Consider the following 20,294-nt stretch of genomic DNA (forward strand, 5'->3'; position numbering starts at 1 on the left):
ACAGCCGGGGCCGGTTGCTTGGTAACCAACGGGAATCGGCCTTGGCGCTGGACGAGATCGCCTACAAGCTCCTGGTGCGGCTGGCCGAGCGGCCGGCGCTGACCCAGCGGCAGCTGGCGGGAGAGGTGGGGCTGTCGGTGGGCAAGACCCACAACGTCCTGCGCGAACTGGTGGCTGCGGGGCTGGTGGAGGCCGGCGACGCGCGCCGGCGCACCGGCACCGCCGGCTACCGCCTGACCCCGCAGGGGCGGCAGGAGAAGAGCCGGCAGACGCTGGGCTTCCTCCGCCGCAAGCGCGCCGAGTTCGAGGCCCTGCGCGCCGAGATCCACGACCTCTGGTCCCAGGCACCCGATTCCCCCGACCCATTCACCGGATTACCCACACGGACGGCAAGCACCATGGCACATTCCCTCATCGCTCCCCACGGCGGCTCCCTGGTGGACCGCATGCTCGACGACGCGGCGGCCGAGACCGAGCGGCGCGGCTCCCAGGACTACCCGGGCTGGACGCTGACCCACCGGCAGGCCTGCGACCTGGAGCTGCTCATCACCGGCGCCTTCTCGCCGCTCATCGGCTTCATGACCCGCGCCGACTACGAGACGGTGCGCGATGACATGCGCCTGGCCGACGGCACCCTGTGGCCCATGCCCATCACCCTGGACGTGTCCGAGGCTTTCGCCGAGAAGCTGAGCGAGGGCGACCGCATCGCCCTGCGGGACGAGGAGGGCGCCCCGGTGGCGGTGATGGATGTCCACGACATCTACCGCCCCCGCAAGGACCGCGAGGCGGAGGCCATCTTCGGCGCCGACGACCGCGCCCACCCGGCGGTGGCCTACCTCCACGACGAGGCCGGCCCGGTCTATCTCGGTGGCCCGGTCTACGGGGTGGAGCCGCCGGTCCACTACGACTTCAAGCACCTGCGCTACACCCCGGCGGAGATGCGCGCCCACTTCCAGAAGCTGGGCTGGTCCCGCGTGGTCGCCTTCCAGACCCGCAACCCCATGCACCGCGCCCACCAGGAGCTCACCTACCGGGCGGCGCAGCAGGTGGAGGCCAACCTCCTCATCCACCCCGTGGTGGGCATGACCAAGCCCGGCGACATCGACCACTACACCCGGGTGCGCTGCTACGAACACCTGCTGGAGCGCTACCCGGAGCAGACCACCGCCCTGGCGCTGCTGCCCCTGGCCATGCGCATGGGCGGCCCGCGCGAGGCGCTGTGGCACGCCATCATCCGCAAGAACTACGGCTGCACCCACCTCATCGTCGGCCGCGACCATGCCGGGCCGGGCAAGAACTCCGCCGGCGAGGACTTCTACGGCGCCTACGACGCCCAGGACCTGGTGACACGCCACGCCGACGAGCTGGGCATCGAGATGGTGCCCTTCCAGATGATGGTCTTCGTGGAGGAGCGCGGGCAGTACTTCCCCGCCGACGAGGTGGGCGAGGACGAGAACGTCCTCTCCCTCTCCGGCACCGAGCTGCGCCGCCGCCTCAAGGAGGGCGTGGATATCCCCGAGTGGTTCTCCTACCCCGAGGTGGTCAAGGAGCTGCGCCGGACCTACCCGCCGCGCCACCGCCAGGGGCTCACGCTCTTCTTCACCGGCCTCTCCGGCTCCGGCAAGTCCACCGTCGCCCGGGCCATCCAGGCCAAGCTCATGGAGATGGGCGACCGCCCCGTGACCCTGCTGGACGGCGACATCGTCCGCCGCAACCTCTCCAGCGAGCTGACCTTCTCCAAGGAGCACCGCGATCTCAACATCCAGCGGATCGGCTTCGTGGCCTCGGAGATCACCAAGAACGGCGGCATCGCCATCTGCGCCCCCATCGCCCCCTACGCCGCCACGCGGCAGAAGGTCCGGCGGATGATCGAGGCCGAGGGCGGCTTCCTGGAGGTCCACGTGGCCACGCCGCTGGAGGTCTGCGAGCAGCGCGACCGCAAGGGCCTCTACGCCAAGGCCCGCACCGGCGAGATCCCCGAGTTCACCGGGATCTCCGACCCCTACGAGGCGCCGGAAGAGCCGGAGCTGCGCATCGACACCGCGACCATGACCCCGGACGAGGCGGCCCACAAGGCCATCCTCAAGCTGGAGAGCCTGGGCTTTATCCGCTAAAAGTTCTTTGAGTGGAGAGAGCAGTGATGCGTACCACCTACGATGAAGCCGACGACATCCTTACGGTGCATCTCTCGGAGAAGCCGATAGCCCGTGAGTGTTCGCAGGAGTTGTGTCGCGGTCTACGAGGGCTTCCCCCGTCCTCCGTGACGGTTGAAGCCCTCGGACACAACCAGCCCGAGTCCCGATAGGGGCTATGGTCGATCGGAATACATAGGCACTCCGGGGTGCTCTTCCAGCTCCGGACCCTGCGGGCAGGGATCATGAGACCGAAGGACCGTGAGGGTCGAAGGTCTCTGCCGAAAACCCGGTCGGCCCTGGGCGAGGAAGCCTGAACCGGCTCTTTGGAGCCGAGACGATGAGGTAACTCATCCATGCAGCAACAGCGCGTGTTCGTGCAGGGCCGAGAGGGCTCACCCCTCATGCCCTGCCATCCGGCTCGGGCCAGACGCCTCCTCCGAGTGGGTCGGGCGAAGGTGGTCCGGCGCGTCCCTTTCACGGTCCGCCTGATCGACCGGGACCAGAAAGACTCCGCCGTCCAGCCGGTGAGTCTGCGCCTCGACCCGGGGGCAAGGACGACCGGGGTGGCCCTGGTCGCCGAAGGCGGCCGGGGCGCCCGGGCCGTCTGGGCAGCGGAGCTCACCCACCGGAGCCAGAGCATCCGGTCAAGGCTCACCGACCGGCGGATGTACCGCCGGGGCCGGCGCAGCCGCAAGACCCGGCACCGGCCACCACGGCTCCAGAACCGCGCCCGGCCCAAGGGATGGCTCCCGCCTTCGCTCCAGTCCCGGGTGGACAACACCCGGACCTGGGCCGAGCGGCTGGCCTGTCGAGCGCCGGTCAGCACCGTGGTCGTGGAGACCACCCGCTTCGATGTCCACGCCCTGTCGGCGGGGAAACCGCTGGCCGGGGTGGAGTACCAGCAGGGCACCCTCCAGGGTTGGGAGCTGCGGGAATACCTGCTCCACCGTCACGGGCACACCTGCGCCTACTGCCAGGGCGAGAGTCGGGACCCGGTGCTTGAAGTCGAACATGTCCACCCCCGGTCCCGGGGCGGCTCTAACCGGGTCGCCAACCTCGTCATCGCCTGCCAGACCTGCAACACCGCCAAGGGGAACCGCACCCCCGGCGAGTGGGCGGTTGCCCTGGGTAGAACGAAGTTCGACCAGGCCCGGGCGAAGACCGCCCCGGCCATCGAGGCCGGAAAGCCATCCAGCTTGCGGGACGCCGCCGCCATGAATGCCTCCCGGTATGCCGTGGGCCGGGCCGTAAAGACCCTGGGCCTGCCCGTGACCTTCACCAGCGGCGGCCGGACCAAGGCCAACCGGAGTAGTCAGGGCTACCGCAAGGCCCACTGGATCGATGCGGCCTGCGTCGGCCCGGCCGGCGACTCGGTCCATCTGGATCCGAACGCCCCGGTCCTGTCCATCACGGCCACCGGCCGAGGACAGCGACGGGTCACCAAGCCCGACCGCTATGGCTTTCCTCGCGGGGCCGCCGGGCGCGTGAAGCGTGTCCAGGGGCTGCAGACCGGCGACCGGGTGCGGGCCGTGGTGCCCACCGGGAAGTATCGAGGAAGCCATGTGGGTCGCGTGGCCGGCGTCCGGGCCGATGGCCGAATGGACGTAGCCACGACCCGCCAGAAGTTCACGACCACGGCGGCCCGGCTGGCCCGCCTCCAGGCCGCCGATGGCTACCACTACGAAGGCGCTGGCTTGTGACCGACCGCGACGAGACACCCCCCAGCGAACGACCTCCTGCGCCGCAACGCTTGCCGATCGGTCGGCGGGTCCGCCGACTTCCTTGTCGGCGTCCGAGGTCGTCATCCTCGAGGCCTCCAAGCAGGGGGCATGGCCGCTTCTGCGCTCCGAAGTTGCTTGAATCGCGATTCAGATAGAGGCCCGGATATCGCGCACACCACCGCCCTCCAGCCGGTGATCCTCGCCGGCGGTGCCGGCACCCGGCTGTGGCCGCTCTCCCGGGCGGACCATCCCAAGCTCTTCCTGCGGCTGGACGGGGCCCAGAGCCCCTTCCAGGCCACGGTGCGCCGACTGGAGGGGCTGGATGCCGCCCCGCCGATTGTCGTCTGCAATGCCGCCCACCGCTTCCTGGTGGCCGAGCAGCTGGAGGCCATCGGGGTTACCGCCGCGGCCGTCCTGCTGGAGCCGGAGGGGCGGAACACGGCCCCGGCTGTCGCCCTGGCGGCCCTGCACGCCCGTGCAGACGGGGTGGATCCCGTTCTCCTGGCCCTGCCCGCCGACCATCGCATGGACCATCCCGCCGGCTTCCGGGCCGCGGTCCCAGCGGCGGGACGAGCGGCGGCGGAGGGCGGCTTGGTGACCTTCGGCGTCCCGCCCACCCGGCCGGAGCCCGGTTTCGGGTATATCCGCCCCGGGCTGGATGAGGGCGGGGCGGTGCGGTCGGTGGCCGAATTCCGGGAGAAGCCCGACCCGGCCACGGCCGCCGCCCTGGTGGAGGCCGGCGGCTGGTACTGGAACAGCGGGATCTTCGCCTTCCGCGCCAGCGCCTATCTCGTCGAGCTGGACCGCCACGCCCCGGCGGTGGCCCGCGCCTGCCGCGCCGCCATGGCCGGTTCCCGGGCCGATTTCGGCTTCCTGCGGCCCGAGGAGGGTGCCTTCCGCGATGGCCCCACGGCCTCGGTGGACCGTGCCCTCATGGAGCGCACCGACCGGGCCCGGATGATCCCGCTGGAAGGGCCGTGGTCCGCCGGCTGGGGCGACATCGGCTCCTGGGAGGCCCTGACGGGGCTCAATCAACCGGATGGGGCGGACAATGTCGCCACCGGCGACACCCGGCTCCGGGACTGCCGGGGGAGCCGGGTCCACGCCGAGAGCCGCCTGGTGGCCGCCATCGGCATCGAAGGGCTGGTGGTGGCCGAGACCGCCGACGCCGTGCTGGTGGCCCCCCGGGCGCGGGCCGAGGAGGCCGCGGCCATCGTGGCCGGGCTCCGAGCGGAGGGGCGCCCCGAGGCCGACCACCACCCGCGGGTCCACCGCCCCTGGGGCCGGGCCGAGACCCTGGCGGCCGGGGAGCGCTTCCGGGTCAAGCGGCTGGAGGTCCGGCCGGGGGCCGCGCTGTCCCTCCAGCGCCACCACCACCGCGCCGAGCACTGGACCGTGGTCCACGGAACCGCCCGCGTCCACCTGGACGGCGCGACCTTCGACCTGGGCGAGGACCAGTCCACCTACATCCCCGTGGGCGCCACGCACCGGCTGGAGAATCCCGGCCCCGACCCCCTGGAGGTGGTGGAGACCCAGACCGGCAGCTACCTGGACGAGGACGACATCATCCGGCTGGAAGCGGGGCTTCCCGGCTGAAGAAGGTTATCGGAGTGTACAGGCCGACCGGTAGATGGGGTGCTATTATCGGGAACATACGGAGTGCCGGAGGGTGATGATGGATAGCCAGAAGCAAGTCCATCAGGAACTGGTGCAGAACCGGGAGGCGGAGAGCGCCTTGTGGGACAGGCTGATGGCTGCCAAGTCGGCATCCGCTGGCCGTAGCAAGGAAGCCATTGATGCGGGCCTGTCAGATGAACGCGAGAGCTGGGACTGTTAACCGGGATGAGAGCTGAACATCCTCATTCCTCGTGCTGAGGAACGGGTTTTTCGGCCGACAGGTCCTTTAAGCCCCCCGAGACGTATTTGTGAAGGATGCTCGCCACCAGGGTCTGATAGGGGAGCCCTTCCTCCAGCGCCCGGCGCTGGAGAGCATTCAGATCGCGGCTGGACAGCCGGATGTTGATACGCCGGTCCTTGCGGAAGGTCGCTTCAGCGTCCGCGGCCAGAGAACGCCGACGATCTTCGTCCAGATCGGACTGTAGTTCCTCGTTCTCGAAGGCCTCCAGCAAGGCCTGCTCTTCCTGATCCAGGTTTGGCTCGCTCATATTACCTCCTGAGATACCGTCGCGTGGCCTTTTAGTCCGAATGATGGACGCCGGGAAGTTATCTGTCATGGGACATAGCGATAGCAGATGCGTGCCTGGCAGCGACCGGGTTCTCACGGCGCGCCCAGCGGGGTGATAATGACCGCTTTCCCCAACGGACACCGAGCATGAGCGAAGAGAGCGGCCCCCATCCCCGGATCACCCGTCTGCGCCTGGCGGGCTTCCGCTCCATCGGCGAGGCGGAGCTGGAGCTGCGGCCCATCAACGTCCTCATCGGGCCCAACGGCTCCGGCAAGTCCAACCTGGTGGGCTTCTTCCGCATGCTCAGCCACATGATGACCCGGGAGCCGCGGCTGCAGGAGTACGTGGGCCGCACCGGCGGCGCCTCGGCCCTGCTCACCGATGGCCCGGCGGCCACGCCGCAGCTCTCCGCCGAGCTGGTCCTGCGCACCGAGAAGGGGGCCAACGAGTACGCCTTCCGCCTCTTCCACGCCGCGCCGGACCGGCTGGTCTTCGCCGAGGAGCGCTTCCGCTACCTCCCGGAAGACCACCCGCCGGAGGAGCGCAAGTGGTTCCAGATCGAGGCCGCCGGTCGCACGGAGCCGCAGATCCAGCGCATCGGTGAAGAGGGCAACCGCACCGCCCGGGTCATCCACGGCCTGCTGGGGCGATGCAAGGTCTTCCAGTTCCACGACACCTCGCCCCAGGCGCGGATCCGGCAGTACTGCCCGGCCCACGACAACCACTACCTGCGCGAGGACGGCGCCAACCTGGCCGCCTTCCTCCTGCGCATGGCCGGCGAGCACCCCGCCCACTACCGCGAGGTCATCGCCAACCTGCGCACCATCCTGCCGTTTTTCGACGACTTCGAGCTGGAGCCCGAGGCCAGCGGCGCCATCATGCTCAAGTGGCGGGAGCAGGGGGCCGACACCCTCTTCGCCGCCCACCAGGCCAGCGACGGCATGCTCCGCGCCATGGCCCTGGTGGCGCTGCTCTGCCAGCCGGCGGAGTGGCTGCCCGGCGTGGTGATCATCGACGAGCCGGAGCTGGGCCTGCACCCCGGCGCCCTGGACCGCATTGCCGACCTGGCCGCCACCGCCTCCCGGGACTGCCAGATCCTCATGGCCACCCAGTCCCCGGACCTGCTGGCCACCTTCGAGGCGGAGGATATCCTCATCGCCGAGCGCCAGGGCCGCCACAGCCACTTCCGCCGTGTCGGCGAGGACGAGCTGGAGCAGTGGCTGGGGGATTACAGCGCGGAAGGGGAGGGGTGAACCCGGCCTTTTCTGGCTTAGCAGGCTCCAGGCAGCCAGAATAGACGGGTAGAAGAGTCACCGGAGCCGGGAGACCTCGATCATGAGTACGCCCAACGAGGCGGAAAACTCCGCTGAAGCCATCTATCAGCAGGCGCGGTTATTGCCGCCCGACCTACGCAAGGAAGTACTGGATTTCATCGGTTACCTGGAGAGTCGCTACCAGGAGAGTGACGAGTCGAGGGCATACCGAGAGGCGCAGATTCCGGCCATGGAAGCGGTCTGGGATAATGCCGAGGACGAGGTCTGGGATGACTGGTGAGCCGGGTTCGCTGGTTGCCATTCCCTTCCCCTACACGGATCTGAGTACCTCGAAGCGTAGACCGGCCCTTGTGCTTACATCACCGGATGAGCGGGAAGATTTCCTGGTGCTGGCAGTCACCTCCCGGGAGACAGAGGGAGCGGCCGAAGTCCTTGAGACACCGGATCTTGAGGAAGGTCGCTTGCCGCGGAGAAGCTGGGTGCGCGTGGACAAGGCATTTACCGTCAATTCAAGCCTTGTGCAGAAGGAGTACGGAAGGCTTACGGACGTGACCTTCAAGAGGGTGCACAAGGCCTTCTGCTACCAGATGGGGTGTGAGCGCATCGCGGTAGTGTGATGATAGAGGTCGCCTCTCACTCCATCCGCTGTACCTGCCCCTCCGGCAGCATCAGGGAGGTGCATTGGCCGCCATCGCATCGAACTAATGCAGATGTGTGAGTCCAAAGAGTTCCACAAACTGCAGCCGCTAGTTTGACGGAGGCGGACATGATTGCCGTTGATGAGGCGAAACACGTCGAAGGCTACAAGATCTGGCTGCGGTTCTCCGACGGTGAAGAAGGCATTGTGGACTTCTCGGACATCATCGAGCGCTTTGCAGCGGCGCAGCCGCTCAAGGATCCGTCCGAGTTTCTCAGCTTCTACCTGGATGGCTGGCCAACGCTGGCCTGGCCCTGCGGATTCGATTACTCGCCGCAGGCGCTGTATTCCCTGGCTACCGGGAAAAACGCCTGGGATCAAGCGGAAAACGAGGCCGAACCGGCTTCGGTGGAGTAGTCGAACCTGGCGCTCGCGATCGGACCTCACTCCATCCGCTGCACCTGCGTGCGGGCCAGCAGATCCGGGTGATTACCTACGATGACCGGATCGAACTCATACCGCAGCGGCCCATGAGCGAGATGCGGGGCTTCCTCAAGGGTATCGATACGGACATCCCACGGGAGGAGGACCGCGTTTGAACGTTGTCGATTCCTCGGGGTGGCTGGAATACTTCGCCGAACCAGTCTGGGTTAAGTCCGTTTCACCCACACCGCCCCGCGCCCCTGCCCCTCACGCTGCAGCACCCCCTCATCGCGCATCCGCGTGAGGACGCTGCGTAGCTCCCGGGCCTGCCGGTCCGGGAAGCGCTTGCGCAGCATGGCCATGGTAAAGCGCTCCGGCAGCTCCTGGAGCACCTCCCGGCGCACCGTCAGCGCCCAGCCGCCTTCCCCTCCGGATCGGGTATGCCGTCCCTGCACCTCGGCCACCGCCTCCGGCGCCGGCTCGGCGAGCCGCGCCGCCACCGCCCGGAAAAGGCCATGACACCACTCGTTGGCCTGCTTGCGGTTGCCGGCGAAGATCACCGGCAGGGTGGGGTGCAGGGCCTGGATCTCCGCGATGAGCCGGGCGGTGTGGGTGGCGGGCCACGGCGCCACCCGCTTGGGATCCAGGAAGTCGCCGTACTCCGCCTCGATCACCAGGGCCGGATGGGGGTAGGTGGCCAGCTCGGCCAGCTGTTGATGGAGGATCTGGATCTGGCCGAAATCACTCAGGAGGTTGTCGAAGGTCTTGCGCTCCACCAGCGCCTGGATCCGGCCGTCCACCTCCAGGGCGTAGTCCCCGGCCGGTAGCGGCTCCCGCCGAGTCTCCGCCCCCGAGAAGCGCCAGGGATAGCGCTCGGCGCGGTCGATGAGCGCCGTGACCGGGTGGTCCCCGAAGAGCTGGGTCCGCCCCCGGGTCTTGTGCGCCTTCACCGCCCCCTGGGTGCGAAAGAAGATCTGCTCGTACTCGCCGGGCTTGTTCTTGTACGCCCGGGTGAGGAAGAGGAAGTCGCAGCGGCGCTGACGCCGGCGATCCAGGGTCACGGCCAGTTTCTTGCCGAAGCGGTTGAGCGAGGTCACCGGGACGTACTCCAGCTCCTCCACCGGTCCCTCCGGCGGCTCCTGCTCCCGCAGACAGAAGACATTGCCCTGCGGCCCCGGCCAGCGGTCCTTCGCCCGCAGCGCCAGGGTCACCTCGCCGTCGCTCTCCAGAGTGATCCGGTAGGGGAACTTGTCGTCGCCAGTGCGCTGGAGTCGCCAGTAGGTGCTCAAGGGCGTTTCCTGAACCGGTGAAAGGGGCCGATCGTAACCCTGGAGGCCACGGTTGCCCATGTAATGACGAAGTCTATACTACGTTCGTACTACAGGCCCGATGAGCTGGGAGATAGTATGTCGAAGGACGCCGTCTTCACGATGAAGCTGGATGCCGATCTTCGCGATGAGTTCATGGCTGTTGCAGCGGGGGAGGACCGGCCCGCTTCCCAGGTCATGCGCGAACTCATGCGGAGCTATGTCGAGCAGCAGCGGCAGGCTCGCGAGTACGATGACTACCTACGTCAAAAGGTCGAGAACGCTCGCGCCTCCATGCGGACAGGGCAGGGGCGGACGAATGAAGAGGTCGAGGCTTCATTCAGTGCGCTTCGTGACAAGGTGACCCGGCAATAGACGTGATCGTCTTCTGGACGCCTGAGGCCCAACGGGACCGCGCCGAGATATGGGAATTCATCTCGGCGGATGATCCGCTCGCGGCTATCGATATGGACGAGCGATTCAGCCGTGCTACTGCTCGTCTCGAGGACCATCCCGATATGGGTCGCACGGGCCAGGTGTCCGGCACGCTGGAATGGATACCGCACGAGAATTACCGCCTCACTCCACCCGCTGCACCTGCCCCTCCGGCAGCATCAGGGAGGTGAACTGGCCGGCGGCGTTGAGCATGATGGTCACCCGCTCGCCGCTGTTGCGGGCCTGGCATATCCCCTCGTAACCGGCCATGACCCCCTCGGTGATCCGGATCCGGTCGCCAGGGGCCACCGGCGGGGCGTCCAGGTCGCAGATCCCGGTCTCGTCCATGGTGGCGCGGAAGGCCTCCACCAGCTCGTCCGGCACCCGCGCCGGCCAGGTGCCGAAGCGCACCAGCGTGCTCACCCCCAGGGTGGAGCGGATGGGGCTCCAGTCCTCCAGCCCCGCGGAGAGCCGCACGAAGAGATAGCGCGGGAAGAGCGGCTCCACCACCGTCTTGTAGCGCCCCTTCACCCGCTTGCGCTCGCGTACGAAGGGCAGCCAGGTGCGGTAGCCCTGACGCGTCAGGTTCTCCCGCGCCTGCTCCTCCGCCTGGGGCTTGGTGTAGACCAGATACCAGCCCTCGCCGCCGAAAACCGGCTCCTCGCTCATGGCTCCCTCCCTGACTCTCTCTACTCATTATCGCCCAGGGGGGGCAGGGCTTGGAACCGGCATCCATTGGTTGAGGGCGGTCCGTGCCCTATTCTGTCAGCGGGGTAGCGAGACGATGGGCGAGGCTCTCATGGCCGAGGAAACGACCAGGATCACCATTCGCCTGCCCAGGCAGGATGTGGAGTTCGCCAAGGCGTATGCCAAGGCGCACGGGCTCAGCATGACCGAGGTCATCGCTCGGCACCTGCGCCAGCTCAGGTCGCTGGAACGGCATTCGCCGAGCGCCGAGCTGGAGGCGATCACCGGCCTTTTGCCCCCTGAGCTGGATGCCGAGCAGGCCAACCGGGATCACCTTGTCGAGAAGCACGGCAAGTGATCATCCTCGACCTACAGGTGTCGGGGCTCAACCGGCGGTTTCCTCATTCCCAGGGCGGTACGCGAGGCCCTGCACCTGCATGCGGGACAGCCGTTCCAGGTTGTCGTCTACGAGGACCGGATCGAACTCATACCGCAGTGGGCAATGAGCGAGATGCGGGGTTTCCTCAAGGGCATTGATACAGAGGTCCGCCGGGAGGACGGCGGCATCGCCGACTGATTACCCGGCCATGGCGGGCGAGCAACGCAACCAGCGCGTATACTATCCCGGATAAAGGCTAGGGGATCTCATGACAGAAACCATCGACATCGACGAAGCTAAGACCCATCTCGCGCGCCTCCTGGACAAGGTCAGCCAGGGTGAGCCGGTGATCATCGCCCGGGCCGGGAAGCCGGTGGCCCGTCTGACCCAGTTTGACTCCCCTGAGCCGGACCGGGCTCGCCGGATCGGCTTCCTCAAGGGGCAGATCGAGGTGCCGGACGACTTCGACCGAATGGGAGAAGAGCCCAATGATGGGGGTGGCCAAGGGGTTGTCACTCCTTAACCTGAAAGTTAATGATACGCATCAGGCGCCCGCTGCCGAAATCCGCAAGGCAGCGACACGGCGGGAGGCCTACTTGAAGGCGCGTGCGGATCACACTCTGAAGATCGAAGAGGACGGGCACGATGAGTGACTTCAAAGCGCTATTTCAGGAGTCCCGCAGTGGGGATGAACACTGGATGGCCCGTGCCACCCAGGAGTTTACCGAAGACCTGCACCGACTGATGCAGCGGCGAGCGATCAGCAAAGCCGAACTCGCTCGCCGTTTAGGGAGCAGCCCGGCCTACATCACCAAGGTTCTGCGCGGTGATGCCAACTTCACGGTCCGCTCCATGGTCCGGTTGGCCCGGGCGCTGGATGGGCGCCTCGTCCTCCACCTCGAGGCGGAAGAAGATACCGTTTGAGGACTCCTTCCTCACGACGCTCTCGATCCAGGCCAATCCCGATTACCGTCCGCCAGGGGCAGGGCAGCCAGTCCCGGGGCTGCGCGTGGTGCCCCGCGTCCAACTGGCAGCCCACGAGTCGGATGCCCATCACTATCAGCTCACGTTGACCGTGCAGGATGACCCGGACGCGGAGGATGAGCAGCCGTACGCACTGGACCTGCGGATGGTGGGGCAGTTCGTCGTGGACGAAGGTCTGGAGCATGATCGGGTGGAACACCTGGTCGCCGTCAACGGCGCTTCGCTGCTCTATTCCGCCCTCCGGGAGATCGTACTCATGGCCACTGGTCGAAGTGCCTGGGGGTCAGTCCAGCTCCCCACCATGAACTTCAATCGCCTTACCACGGAGCCGGTTGAATAGAACGGCCTGCGGAGGGCACAACGGAAACCCCCCGCAAGGAAGCCGTCGCATGCCCCACCAGCCCCCGCAACCTCGTCTTCTGCTGCGACGGCACCGGCAACATCGCCGACTGACTACCCGGTTATGTCGACGATCGTTGGTGGAGTGCCGAGCGATCCCTTTACGGACCCATTCGGCCGGCCTATCGTGAAAGCTATATGGCAACCTTTGCCATAAATCTAAGGAGGTAAGGGCATGGCCACAATGAATGTATCGCTTCCAGACCGGATGAAGGAGTGGGTGGAGGAGCAGGCGGAGACGGGTCGTTACAGCAATGCCAGCGATTACGTCCGGGACCTCATCCGCCACGACCAGGAGCGGGCGGAAAAGATTGAGAAAATGCAGCAACGGGTCACGGAGGGCCTGCAGAGTGGAACCGGCGAACAGAGCATGGATGAGCTGCGCGAGGACTGGGAGGGACAGGAGAGGCCCCCTGGAGCTGAGTAGGACCCCACAAACGGACAAACAGGTCATCCCCGGCAAGGAAGCCGTCCCATGCCCCCACCAGCCCCCCGCAACCTCGTCTTCTGCTGCGACGGCACCGGTAACATCGCCGAGGCCCCGGCGACCAACGTCGTCCACCTCCATCGCCGCCTGCGGGACGCCCCTGCCACCCAGATCAGCCGCTACGAGCCCGGCGTGGGTACCTTCTCCGTGCTCACCCCCTGGCGGGGCGGGCCGGTGGGCCGCGCCCTGGGCCTGCTCTTCGGCTACGGCCTCCGCCGGAATATCGACAACGGCTATCGCTTTCTCACCGAGCTCTACCGCGAGGGGGACCGGATCTTCCTATTCGGCTTCAGCCGCGGCGCCTACGCCGTCCGCGCCCTGGCCGGCCGGCTGGAGGCGGAGCGCCGCCCCGTCCACTTCCTGGGCGCGTGGGACACCGTCGCCTCCCTGGGCTATCTCACCCGCCAGCGCACCTTTGACGCCCGCGCCACTCCCGGCGCGACCCCCAGCGCGACCCATCTCCGCCATGCCCTGGCGATCGATGAGAAGCGACCGAAGTTCGAGCCCCTGCGCTGGACCGAGCCGCCCCTGGCAGATCACCAGACCCGGGAAGAGGTCTGGTTCCCCGGTGCCCACGCCGACGTCGGCGGCGGCTACCCCGAGCGCGGCCTGGCCGAGATCGCCCTGCAATGGATGCTGGACCAGGCCCGCGCCGCCGGCCTGCACCTGCGCGAGGACGGGCAACCGCGCCAGCCGCCGGACCCCGCCGGCCGCCTCCACCAACCCTGGAACACCTGGCAGGGCCGGGCGCTCAAGGCCCTCTTCGGCGGCCCCAGCCCCCGCACCATCCCCGAGGGCGCGGCCATCCACGCCAGCGCCCTCCAGCGCCGGGAGCAGACCGACTACGAACCCGACCTGCCCGAGGCGTACCGGGTGGATGCCACCCCGCACGTACAGGAGTAGGGGAAACGCCGCTCCATTGCTAGGCTAGGCGAGGAAAGGAGGGAGCCAACATGCGGAAGGCGGTCAAGCGAGTGGTTCTGGCCATGGGTTCCATCATGGAGATACGGCCGACCGGGGCGTACGCGGAGTACATGCCCAAGGGAACGGCAAGGCAGCGCATCGGCCAGCACTGGAAGGCGACCGGAGACTACCTCAAGGAAGCGGTGCAGCACTATGAGCGGGACTGTAAGCCGGACCGGGCTTCTCAGGAAGTGCGGAAGAATTAACAGTGTGTTAAGTTTCCAATGACCAAGGAAGGTATAGAACATCCGCTGGAACAGGGCGCTGCCACCAGCCTGATCCGTGAAATGGCACAGGATGCCAGCGCTACGCGTGTTTTTACTGGACACGCCCGACAGCGTATGGAGGAGCGGCAAGTCCCTGCAGACTGGGTGGACCACGTGCTTCGAGAAGGCAGTGTGGACCAGGTCCGCCATGAGAATGGTAGTTGGCGCTACCGGGTCTCCCATGTCGACCAGTGGGGGCGCACGGCCGTGGTCACAGCGATCCCCGCGCCCAGGAAGCTGGTTATCGTAACCGTTACTCGTTCGGAGTGAATGCCATGGAACAGTGCATGATCTGCGGATCCACCGAGGTCGAACGGGACACCGTCACGCATCATGCGACGGAGTTCGGCGTGCGCTCGGTCTATCTCCTCAATACGCCGGTTACGCGCTGTCGGGAGTGCGGCGACGAGGCGATTACCATCCCACACTACGGCCGCGTAGCCCGACAGATCCGGGATCGGCTCTGTGCTCTCAACCGCGTTCTGGAGGGCAATGAATTCGCCCTGCTGCGGCGGGAGCTGGGGCTGACCGCTACCGAACTGGCACGGCGCATCAATGTTCACGCGGTCACCATCTCCCGCTGGGAACATGGGCACGTCTCACTCAGCCAGAGTGCGGACCGCCTCCTGCGCACCTGGACGCTGGCCGCACTGGGATACAAATGGATGGATATGGATCGCCTGCTGGGCAGCCTCCCGGAAGGCGGCATTGACCATGTCGAGATTGACCTGGCTACGGGCCCTGATGGCGAATTCTGGATGGAAACCCACTACCGCTTTGGCGGTACGCAGTCCGCATGGAAGATGGTGCGAGGACGGAAATGACCGAGAACCAATCCGTTACACCGCCCGCGTGGACATCCCGGGCCGAACTGGTCGACGTCTACCTTGATGGCCTTCGGTATGACCGTGGCAACGCCCCCGTTCCCGAGGAGGGGCCCGGCATGCTGACGGTCCGTCTGCACGCTACTGACGAGAGTGCCCCCGGTAGTCCGCATCTGCATCTGCACCTTGAGCTCACACTGCACGGCCTGCCGGCCGACGCGGAGCCGAGCTCCGGGGAAGGTGAGGGCGAGACCGTTTTCGAAGCGTCCTTGGCCTACCGAGCGGATTACCAGCTCTCGGGCGAGGAGCATCTGCCGCCGGCAGAGGAACGGCGGCAATTCATCAGCCATACCGCGATCCCGGGGATCTGGCTGCAGTTGCGTCAGATGGCGGATATCGTCACCTCCCAGACCCTCGCCGGACGTGTGCTTCTTCCCACGACGCCGCCACCGGTTGTGGAAAATCCTTCCTAAGCACTTCCCGCCCGCCCGGTCAGCCCCCAATCTTGTTCAACGATTGAACCCGCGGTCCAATACCCCGCTCCATGACAGGGCCACCGGCCGGACGGCGCTTAGAAAAGAGAGAGACATGATCGAACCCAAAGACGAGCGTGAGGACCTGACGAGCACGGCCTCCATCCAGCGCGCTCTGGAAAACGCCGTGGACAAGGCGCTCGAGCGCAAGCGCCGACTCGGGCAATACGCCGTCGTCTACCGCAATGGTCGTACTGTGCGCCTCGGCATCGATCTCCCCTGGGACCAGGGGAGTAGTCCCGGGGAAGGGTCCTGAACGGCTGCGTGCCCAGAGCCATCCCCATGCCCACCGACGAATTCCACTACCAGCTCATGGAGCGCCTCGAGGCTGACCCCGAGGCCAGCCATCGGCAACTGACCGAGGAGCTGGGTGTGTCGGTGGGCAAGACCCACTACACCTGGCCCTGAACCGCCCCCTGAGCCCCCTTCCCGGGATTCCACGTCCTCGAGAATGACAGGGTCACGAGCCATGGAGGGGTATATGGAAAGTTACAAGGAACGTGAGGACGAGCTGCGGGCCTGGCTGAAGGGAGGTACGTCATGAATGCCCAGGATTACGGGATCACGGTGCGCCGTGTCATCGAAGAGGGTGAGCCCTGTTTCGAGGCGCGCGTGAGAGAGCTGCCGGATGTCGTCGAGTATGCCGACACATTCGAAGAGGCTTACGAACTCGCCATCGACACCATCGAAACAACGGCAGAAGCACTGGCCGAGCAGGGACGGGCCATGCCCGGGCCACAGCCGCCGGCGGACGACTTCAGCGGCCGTATCACGCTCAGGGTGCCAAAGACGCTCCACCGAGCGTTGGCCCATCTGGCGGAGGACGAAGGGGTCAGCCTCAACCAGCACATCGTGACCGTGCTGAGCTATTGCCAAAACGCGCCGTACGGAGCAGGGACCCCCGAGTCCTAGCTCCCGCCCACCCGGTCAGCTCCCAATCTTGTTCAACGATTGAACCCGTGGTCCAATACCCCGCTCCATGACAGGGCCACCGGCCGGACGGCGCTTAGAAAAGAGTGCGCACCGTCCTGGCGGTAGCGTGCCCGGAGCCCCAGCCCCATGCCCTCCGACGAATTCCACTACCAGCTCATGAAGCGCCTCGAGGCCGACCCCGAGGCCAGCCATCGGCAACTGGCCGAGGAGCTGGGTGTGTCCGTGGGCAAGACCCACTACAGCCTCAAGGCGCTCATCGAGCGCGGCTGGGTCAAGGCCGGCAACTTCCGCCGCAGCGACAACAAGCTCGCCTACGCCTACTACCTCACGCCCCAGGGCATGAACGAGAAGGCGCGCCTGGCCCTGCGCTACCTCCGCACCAAGCAGGCGGAGTACGAGCGCCTGCACGCCGAGATCGAGGCGCTGAAGCAGGAAGTGGAGCAGGGCGGGGAGTAACCTCCGGCTCCAACCCCCGTCGTTCCGGATGGCGCGCAGCGCCAGTCCGGAACCTCGAGAACGAAGCCCCAGAAGCAAAACAACTAAAGAACAACGATTAAGGAAGACTCGTGACCGACCCCTTCACCCCCCCGGAACAACCGCGCCTGGCCGTCATCGGCCTCGGCTACGTCGGCCTGCCGCTGGCTGCCGAGTTCGGTCGCCACCTCGACGTGGTGGGCTTCGACGTCAACGCCGCCCGCGTGGCCGAGCTGCGCGCCGGCCGCGACTCCACCCGGGAGGTGGAGCCGGCCGAGCTGGCCGCGGCCACCGGCCTCACGGTGACCGACGACCCCGCCGCCCTGGCCGACTGCAACACCTTCATCGTCACCGTCCCCACCCCGGTGGACGAGTACAAGACCCCGGACCTCACCCCGCTCATCCGCGCCAGCGAGACCGTGGGCCCGCGCCTGGCCGCCGGGGACGTGGTCATCTACGAGTCCACCGTCTACCCCGGCGCCACCGAAGAGGCCTGCATCCCCGTGCTCGAGCGCACCTCCGGCCTCACCTACAACCAGGACCTCTTCGCCGGCTACAGCCCCGAGCGCATCAATCCCGGGGACAAGGAGCACCGCTTCACCACCATTACCAAGGTCACCGCCGGCTCCACCCCCGCCGTGGCCGATTATGTGGATGGCCTCTACGCCTCCGTGGTCACCGCCGGCACCCACAAGGCCAGCTCCATCGCCGTGGCCGAGGCGGCCAAGGTCATCGAGAACACCCAGCGGGACGTGAACATCGCCCTGGTCAACGAGCTGGCGATCATCTTCAACCGCCTGGGCATCGATACCGAAGAGGTCCTCAAGGCCGCCGGCACCAAGTGGAACTTCCTCCCCTTCCGGCCCGGCCTGGTGGGCGGCCACTGCATCGGCGTGGACCCCTACTACCTCACCCACAAGGCCCAGGCCATCGGCCACCACCCGGAGATGGTTCTCGCCGGCCGCCGCATCAATGACGGCATGGGCCCCTACATCGCGGACCGCCTGGTCAAGCGCATGGTCAAGACCGGCTTCCCCGTGGTGGGCTCCCGGGTCCTGGTCATGGGGCTCACCTTCAAGGAGAACTGCCCCGACCTGCGCAACACCCGCGTGGTGGACATCATCGAAGACCTCACCGACTACAACGCCCAGGTCACCGTCTGGGACCCGTGGGTGGACCCGCAGGAGGCCGAGCACGAATACGGCATCACCCCGGAGACCACCGTACCGGCCCCCGGCACCTTCGACGCCATCGTCCTCGCCGTGCCCCACCGGGAATTCCTGGAGATGGGCCCGGAGGCCATCCGCGAGCTGGGGCGGGAGAATGCCGTCCTGTTCGACGTGAAATCGACGCTACCAGCCGGCAGTGCCACCCTCCGCCTGTGAAAGGCGACACCTCTGTAAAAGGTTTGAATGATTAAGATCTACCGCAAACTCCGCGACCTTCTGGATGCCCGGGAGCGCCGTAATGCTGTGCTGCTGTTCGGCATGATGCTGGTCATGGGCCTGTTGGAGGCTGTCGGTATCGCCTCAGTGATGCCGTTCATCTCCGTTGTCTCGAATCCGGGGGTGGTGGAGACCAACGAATATCTCAATGCTGTTTACACCAGCCTCGGCTTTACCAGCACCGATGCCTTCCTGCTCTTCCTCGGTGGTGGTGTCTTCGTGCTGGTGGTCGGCAGTCTAGCCTTCAAGGCGTTGACCAACTGGGCCATGGCGCGTTTCACCCACATGCGCAACTACACCCTGAGTAGCCGACTGCTGCGTGGGTATCTCGGGCAGCCCTACAGCTTCTTCCTTAACCGCCACAGTTCCGATCTCGGCAAGTCGGTTCTCTCCGAGGTTGGCCAGGTCATCGGCAATGCGTTGATGCCCGCCATGAATCTCATGGCCCACGGTATTGTCGCAATCTTTCTCGTGGCACTGGTGGTGGCGGTCAACCCGGTGGTAGCCGTGGTCGCTGTACTGGTCCTGGGCGGTGCTTACAGTCTCATCTACGGTGTTCTGCGCCGCTATATCGGGCGCCTCGGCATCGAGCGGGTTAAGGCGAATCAGGAGCGTTTCCAGATCGCCCAGGAAGCATTGGGCGGTATCAAGGACGTCAAGGTGCTTGGGCTCGAGAATGGCTACATTCGTGGCTTCGCCGGCCCGGCTAGCCGCTTTGCCCGGGTGCAGGCCACGAACCAGATCATCAATCAGGTGCCGCAGTTCGCTCTGCAGGGGCTGGTTCTGGGCGGCATGATCGTCCTGCTACTCGTCCTGCTGGCGGCAGAAGGGGGCGAACTCGCCAACGTACTTCCCGTCATCGCGCTTTACGCCTTTGCCGGTATGCGGCTGATGCCGGCCCTGCAACAGGTCTACGGCGCCCTCGCCAAACTGCGTTTCGGCCAGCCCGCCTTGGAGGCTTTGCACCGCGACCTAGTGGAAACGGAGCAGGCCGGTGCCTCCGCCACCGCCAGGGTGCGCGCCGAGACCGACGAGGTGCTGCCGCTGAAGGAGAGTATCGAGCTGGACGGGATTGTCTATGCCTACCCGGAGGCCGAACAGCCCGCGCTGAATAACCTCAGCCTTATCATCCCGGCGCGCACGACCGTCGGCCTCGTGGGCAGCACCGGCGCCGGCAAGACCACCGCGGTCGATCTCATCCTTGGCCTGCTGGAGCCGCAACAGGGCCACCTGAAGGTCGATGGCCAGCCGGTCAACGGAGAAGGCCTGCGCGCCTGGCAGCGCAACATCGGCTACGTACCCCAGAGCATCTTCCTCACCGACGACACCGTGGCGGCCAACATCGCCTTCGGCGTATCGCCGGAGCAGATCGACCTAACCGCCGTTGAGCGCGCCGCGCGCATCGCCGAGCTGCACGATTTCGTGGTCAGTGAGATGCCGCAGGGGTACGAAACCCTGGTGGGAGAGCGCGGTGTGCGTCTCTCCGGCGGCCAGCGCCAGCGCATCGGCATCGCCCGCGCCCTCTACCACGACCCGGAAGTGCTAGTGCTGGACGAGGCCACCAGCGCCCTAGACAACCTGACCGAAAAGGCGGTGATGGATGCGGTGCACAACCTTGGCCACCGCAAGACCATCATCATGATTGCCCACCGGCTCAGCACTGTACGTGAGTGCGATCGGATCTATGTACTGAACCACGGTGAACTGGAAGCCCAGGGTACCTACGACGAACTGGTCGAGAGTCACGAAAACTTTCGCGCTATGGCCACCCACTGAGTCACCTCGGGGCCTGTCCCCTCAAG

Annotated in this window: 30 protein-coding genes and 1 pseudogene; 28 read left to right on the top strand and 3 right to left on the bottom strand. The window is 66.5% G+C overall.

Translation table 11 applies throughout. From position 1 onward, the window contains the following. Positions 1 to 41 precede the first annotated feature (41 nt). The 4 genes from BM272_RS01065 (at position 42) to BM272_RS13730 (ending at position 5,693) form a co-directional block, all read left to right on the top strand. A complete protein-coding gene (locus BM272_RS01065; protein WP_205407717.1) occupies positions 42 to 2,114 on the top strand; it encodes a bifunctional sulfate adenylyltransferase/adenylylsulfate kinase in 2,073 nt (690 codons plus the stop codon). 374 nt (positions 2,115 to 2,488) lie between these two features. Next, positions 2,489 to 3,835, top strand: a complete 1,347-nt coding sequence (iscB, locus tag BM272_RS01070; protein ID WP_093426910.1) for an RNA-guided endonuclease IscB — start codon at positions 2,489 to 2,491, stop codon at positions 3,833 to 3,835. Between the two features lie 186 nt (positions 3,836 to 4,021). After that, positions 4,022 to 5,452, top strand: a complete 1,431-nt coding sequence (locus tag BM272_RS01075; RefSeq protein ID WP_399348686.1) for a mannose-1-phosphate guanylyltransferase/mannose-6-phosphate isomerase — start codon at positions 4,022 to 4,024, stop codon at positions 5,450 to 5,452. Positions 5,453 to 5,528: 76 nt separating this feature from the next. Then, entirely contained in the window at positions 5,529 to 5,693 is a 165-nt protein-coding gene (locus BM272_RS13730; RefSeq protein ID WP_159432979.1) for a hypothetical protein, read from the top strand. A 22-nt stretch (positions 5,694 to 5,715) separates the two neighbouring features. Here BM272_RS13730 and BM272_RS01080 read toward each other — a convergent pair whose 3' ends face one another. After that, a complete protein-coding gene (locus BM272_RS01080) occupies positions 5,716 to 6,021 on the bottom strand; it encodes a hypothetical protein (RefSeq protein WP_093426912.1) in 306 nt (101 codons plus the stop codon). Positions 6,022 to 6,188: 167 nt separating this feature from the next. Here BM272_RS01080 and BM272_RS01085 point away from each other — a divergent pair, with 167 nt between their 5' ends. From BM272_RS01085 to BM272_RS01105, 5 genes and pseudogenes are all read left to right on the top strand, one after another. Continuing rightward, positions 6,189 to 7,295: an AAA family ATPase gene (locus tag BM272_RS01085; RefSeq protein ID WP_093426913.1), complete on the top strand. Its 1,107-nt coding sequence runs from the start codon at positions 6,189 to 6,191 to the stop codon at positions 7,293 to 7,295. An 82-nt stretch (positions 7,296 to 7,377) separates the two neighbouring features. After that, positions 7,378 to 7,596 (top strand): DUF2281 domain-containing protein, encoded by a 219-nt coding sequence (locus BM272_RS01090; protein WP_093426914.1) that lies wholly within the window; start codon positions 7,378 to 7,380, stop codon positions 7,594 to 7,596. Further along, positions 7,586 to 7,933, top strand: coding sequence for a type II toxin-antitoxin system PemK/MazF family toxin (locus BM272_RS01095; RefSeq protein ID WP_093426915.1), 348 nt, complete (start codon positions 7,586 to 7,588; stop codon positions 7,931 to 7,933). The genes BM272_RS01090 and BM272_RS01095 overlap by 11 nt, the downstream gene beginning before the upstream one ends. 149 nt (positions 7,934 to 8,082) lie before the next feature. After that, complete coding sequence (locus BM272_RS01100; protein WP_093426916.1) at positions 8,083 to 8,370, top strand: DUF2442 domain-containing protein; 288 nt, start codon at positions 8,083 to 8,085, stop codon at positions 8,368 to 8,370. A 38-nt stretch (positions 8,371 to 8,408) separates the two neighbouring features. Then, positions 8,409 to 8,552, top strand: a pseudogene (locus tag BM272_RS01105) (AbrB/MazE/SpoVT family DNA-binding domain-containing protein); the annotation flags it as partial. A gap of 51 nt (positions 8,553 to 8,603) precedes the next feature. Here BM272_RS01105 and BM272_RS01110 read toward each other — a convergent pair. Then, the gene (locus tag BM272_RS01110; RefSeq protein ID WP_093426917.1) at positions 8,604 to 9,665 is read right to left on the bottom strand and encodes an ERCC4 domain-containing protein; all 1,062 of its coding nucleotides are present in this window, start codon (positions 9,663 to 9,665) and stop codon (positions 8,604 to 8,606) included. 117 nt (positions 9,666 to 9,782) lie between these two features. On the opposite strand from BM272_RS01110, the gene BM272_RS01115 reads away from it, so the two are divergent. Both BM272_RS01115 and BM272_RS14220 read left to right on the top strand, forming a co-directional pair. Further along, positions 9,783 to 10,058 carry a CopG family ribbon-helix-helix protein gene (locus BM272_RS01115; RefSeq protein WP_093426918.1) on the top strand — a complete coding sequence of 92 codons (276 nt, stop codon included), beginning with the start codon at positions 9,783 to 9,785 and terminating at the stop codon, positions 10,056 to 10,058. A gap of 2 nt (positions 10,059 to 10,060) precedes the next feature. After that, entirely contained in the window at positions 10,061 to 10,309 is a 249-nt protein-coding gene (locus BM272_RS14220) for a type II toxin-antitoxin system RelE/ParE family toxin (protein ID WP_093426919.1), read from the top strand. On the opposite strand, the gene rfaH is transcribed toward BM272_RS14220, so the two are convergent. Next, on the bottom strand, positions 10,263 to 10,787 hold the full coding sequence (gene rfaH, locus BM272_RS01125; protein WP_093426920.1) for a transcription/translation regulatory transformer protein RfaH: 525 nt from the start codon (positions 10,785 to 10,787) through the stop codon (positions 10,263 to 10,265). The genes BM272_RS14220 and rfaH overlap by 47 nt on opposite strands. Before the next feature lie 130 nt (positions 10,788 to 10,917). On the opposite strand from rfaH, the gene BM272_RS01130 reads away from it, so the two are divergent. The 17 genes from BM272_RS01130 to BM272_RS01205 all read left to right on the top strand — a co-directional run bounded on the left by BM272_RS01130 (position 10,918) and on the right by BM272_RS01205 (position 20,268). Then, entirely contained in the window at positions 10,918 to 11,163 is a 246-nt protein-coding gene (locus tag BM272_RS01130; RefSeq protein WP_093427420.1) for a DUF6364 family protein, read from the top strand. Positions 11,164 to 11,208: 45 nt separating this feature from the next. Next, positions 11,209 to 11,382 (top strand): AbrB/MazE/SpoVT family DNA-binding domain-containing protein, encoded by a 174-nt coding sequence (locus BM272_RS13930; protein ID WP_093427421.1) that lies wholly within the window; start codon positions 11,209 to 11,211, stop codon positions 11,380 to 11,382. Positions 11,383 to 11,452: 70 nt separating this feature from the next. Further along, positions 11,453 to 11,707, top strand: a complete 255-nt coding sequence (locus BM272_RS01140; protein ID WP_093426921.1) for a type II toxin-antitoxin system Phd/YefM family antitoxin — start codon at positions 11,453 to 11,455, stop codon at positions 11,705 to 11,707. Between the two features lie 122 nt (positions 11,708 to 11,829). Beyond that, a complete protein-coding gene (locus tag BM272_RS01145) occupies positions 11,830 to 12,108 on the top strand; it encodes a helix-turn-helix domain-containing protein (protein WP_093426922.1) in 279 nt (92 codons plus the stop codon). 88 nt (positions 12,109 to 12,196) lie between these two features. Continuing rightward, positions 12,197 to 12,508 carry a protein-export chaperone SecB gene (locus tag BM272_RS13735; protein WP_159432980.1) on the top strand — a complete coding sequence of 104 codons (312 nt, stop codon included), beginning with the start codon at positions 12,197 to 12,199 and terminating at the stop codon, positions 12,506 to 12,508. A gap of 234 nt (positions 12,509 to 12,742) precedes the next feature. After that, positions 12,743 to 12,994, top strand: coding sequence for a type II toxin-antitoxin system ParD family antitoxin (locus tag BM272_RS01155; RefSeq protein WP_093426924.1), 252 nt, complete (start codon positions 12,743 to 12,745; stop codon positions 12,992 to 12,994). A gap of 48 nt (positions 12,995 to 13,042) precedes the next feature. Beyond that, positions 13,043 to 13,957, top strand: a complete 915-nt coding sequence (locus tag BM272_RS01160; protein WP_093426925.1) for a DUF2235 domain-containing protein — start codon at positions 13,043 to 13,045, stop codon at positions 13,955 to 13,957. Positions 13,958 to 14,007: 50 nt separating this feature from the next. Beyond that, positions 14,008 to 14,223: a hypothetical protein gene (locus BM272_RS01165; RefSeq protein ID WP_093426926.1), complete on the top strand. Its 216-nt coding sequence runs from the start codon at positions 14,008 to 14,010 to the stop codon at positions 14,221 to 14,223. 81 nt (positions 14,224 to 14,304) lie between these two features. Continuing rightward, positions 14,305 to 14,553, top strand: coding sequence for a DUF4258 domain-containing protein (locus tag BM272_RS01170; RefSeq protein ID WP_093427422.1), 249 nt, complete (start codon positions 14,305 to 14,307; stop codon positions 14,551 to 14,553). A gap of 5 nt (positions 14,554 to 14,558) precedes the next feature. Then, complete coding sequence (locus BM272_RS01175; protein WP_093426927.1) at positions 14,559 to 15,107, top strand: type II TA system antitoxin MqsA family protein; 549 nt, start codon at positions 14,559 to 14,561, stop codon at positions 15,105 to 15,107. Next, on the top strand, positions 15,104 to 15,580 hold the full coding sequence (locus BM272_RS01180) for a hypothetical protein (RefSeq protein WP_093426928.1): 477 nt from the start codon (positions 15,104 to 15,106) through the stop codon (positions 15,578 to 15,580). Before BM272_RS01175 ends, BM272_RS01180 begins: the two co-directional genes overlap by 4 nt. A 115-nt stretch (positions 15,581 to 15,695) precedes the next feature. Then, positions 15,696 to 15,896 carry a hypothetical protein gene (locus BM272_RS01185; protein WP_093426929.1) on the top strand — a complete coding sequence of 67 codons (201 nt, stop codon included), beginning with the start codon at positions 15,696 to 15,698 and terminating at the stop codon, positions 15,894 to 15,896. Positions 15,897 to 15,922: 26 nt separating this feature from the next. Continuing rightward, positions 15,923 to 16,048, top strand: a complete 126-nt coding sequence (locus BM272_RS13485) for a winged helix-turn-helix transcriptional regulator (protein WP_143613084.1) — start codon at positions 15,923 to 15,925, stop codon at positions 16,046 to 16,048. Positions 16,049 to 16,180: 132 nt separating this feature from the next. Next, positions 16,181 to 16,552 (top strand): toxin-antitoxin system HicB family antitoxin, encoded by a 372-nt coding sequence (locus BM272_RS01190; RefSeq protein WP_240307968.1) that lies wholly within the window; start codon positions 16,181 to 16,183, stop codon positions 16,550 to 16,552. Between the two features lie 147 nt (positions 16,553 to 16,699). Then, a complete protein-coding gene (locus tag BM272_RS01195; RefSeq protein WP_093426931.1) occupies positions 16,700 to 17,029 on the top strand; it encodes a MarR family EPS-associated transcriptional regulator in 330 nt (109 codons plus the stop codon). Between the two features lie 110 nt (positions 17,030 to 17,139). Beyond that, the gene (gene tviB / locus BM272_RS01200) at positions 17,140 to 18,432 is read left to right on the top strand and encodes a Vi polysaccharide biosynthesis UDP-N-acetylglucosamine C-6 dehydrogenase TviB (RefSeq protein WP_093426932.1); all 1,293 of its coding nucleotides are present in this window, start codon (positions 17,140 to 17,142) and stop codon (positions 18,430 to 18,432) included. A 27-nt stretch (positions 18,433 to 18,459) separates the two neighbouring features. After that, positions 18,460 to 20,268 (top strand): ABC transporter ATP-binding protein, encoded by a 1,809-nt coding sequence (locus BM272_RS01205; protein ID WP_205407718.1) that lies wholly within the window; start codon positions 18,460 to 18,462, stop codon positions 20,266 to 20,268. Positions 20,269 to 20,294: the final 26 nt, after the last annotated feature.

Origin of the sequence: Thiohalospira halophila DSM 15071, from assembly GCF_900112605.1 — a bacterium.
Lineage (GTDB): Bacteria > Pseudomonadota > Gammaproteobacteria > Thiohalospirales > Thiohalospiraceae > Thiohalospira > Thiohalospira halophila.

Bases quoted from the DNA above. Each gene is read 5' to 3' on its own strand.
- iscB (WP_093426910.1), top strand. From the start codon at position 2,489: ATGCAGCAACAGCGCGTGTTCGTGCAGGGCCGAGAGGGCTCACCCCTC.
- BM272_RS13730 (WP_159432979.1), top strand. From the start codon at position 5,529: ATGATGGATAGCCAGAAGCAAGTCCATCAGGAACTGGTGCAGAACCGG.
- BM272_RS01080 (WP_093426912.1), bottom strand. From the start codon at position 6,021: ATGAGCGAGCCAAACCTGGATCAGGAAGAGCAGGCCTTGCTGGAGGCC.
- BM272_RS01085 (WP_093426913.1), top strand. From the start codon at position 6,189: ATGAGCGAAGAGAGCGGCCCCCATCCCCGGATCACCCGTCTGCGCCTG.
- BM272_RS01090 (WP_093426914.1), top strand. From the start codon at position 7,378: ATGAGTACGCCCAACGAGGCGGAAAACTCCGCTGAAGCCATCTATCAG.
- BM272_RS01095 (WP_093426915.1), top strand. From the start codon at position 7,586: ATGACTGGTGAGCCGGGTTCGCTGGTTGCCATTCCCTTCCCCTACACG.
- BM272_RS01100 (WP_093426916.1), top strand. From the start codon at position 8,083: ATGATTGCCGTTGATGAGGCGAAACACGTCGAAGGCTACAAGATCTGG.
- BM272_RS01115 (WP_093426918.1), top strand. From the start codon at position 9,783: ATGTCGAAGGACGCCGTCTTCACGATGAAGCTGGATGCCGATCTTCGC.
- rfaH (WP_093426920.1), bottom strand. From the start codon at position 10,787: ATGAGCGAGGAGCCGGTTTTCGGCGGCGAGGGCTGGTATCTGGTCTAC.
- BM272_RS01130 (WP_093427420.1), top strand. From the start codon at position 10,918: ATGGCCGAGGAAACGACCAGGATCACCATTCGCCTGCCCAGGCAGGAT.
- BM272_RS01140 (WP_093426921.1), top strand. From the start codon at position 11,453: ATGACAGAAACCATCGACATCGACGAAGCTAAGACCCATCTCGCGCGC.
- BM272_RS01145 (WP_093426922.1), top strand. From the start codon at position 11,830: ATGAGTGACTTCAAAGCGCTATTTCAGGAGTCCCGCAGTGGGGATGAA.
- BM272_RS01155 (WP_093426924.1), top strand. From the start codon at position 12,743: ATGGCCACAATGAATGTATCGCTTCCAGACCGGATGAAGGAGTGGGTG.
- BM272_RS01160 (WP_093426925.1), top strand. From the start codon at position 13,043: ATGCCCCCACCAGCCCCCCGCAACCTCGTCTTCTGCTGCGACGGCACC.
- BM272_RS01165 (WP_093426926.1), top strand. From the start codon at position 14,008: ATGCGGAAGGCGGTCAAGCGAGTGGTTCTGGCCATGGGTTCCATCATG.
- BM272_RS01170 (WP_093427422.1), top strand. From the start codon at position 14,305: ATGGCACAGGATGCCAGCGCTACGCGTGTTTTTACTGGACACGCCCGA.
- BM272_RS01175 (WP_093426927.1), top strand. From the start codon at position 14,559: ATGGAACAGTGCATGATCTGCGGATCCACCGAGGTCGAACGGGACACC.
- BM272_RS01180 (WP_093426928.1), top strand. From the start codon at position 15,104: ATGACCGAGAACCAATCCGTTACACCGCCCGCGTGGACATCCCGGGCC.
- BM272_RS01185 (WP_093426929.1), top strand. From the start codon at position 15,696: ATGATCGAACCCAAAGACGAGCGTGAGGACCTGACGAGCACGGCCTCC.
- BM272_RS13485 (WP_143613084.1), top strand. From the start codon at position 15,923: ATGCCCACCGACGAATTCCACTACCAGCTCATGGAGCGCCTCGAGGCT.
- BM272_RS01190 (WP_240307968.1), top strand. From the start codon at position 16,181: ATGAATGCCCAGGATTACGGGATCACGGTGCGCCGTGTCATCGAAGAG.
- BM272_RS01195 (WP_093426931.1), top strand. From the start codon at position 16,700: ATGCCCTCCGACGAATTCCACTACCAGCTCATGAAGCGCCTCGAGGCC.
- BM272_RS01205 (WP_205407718.1), top strand. From the start codon at position 18,460: ATGATTAAGATCTACCGCAAACTCCGCGACCTTCTGGATGCCCGGGAG.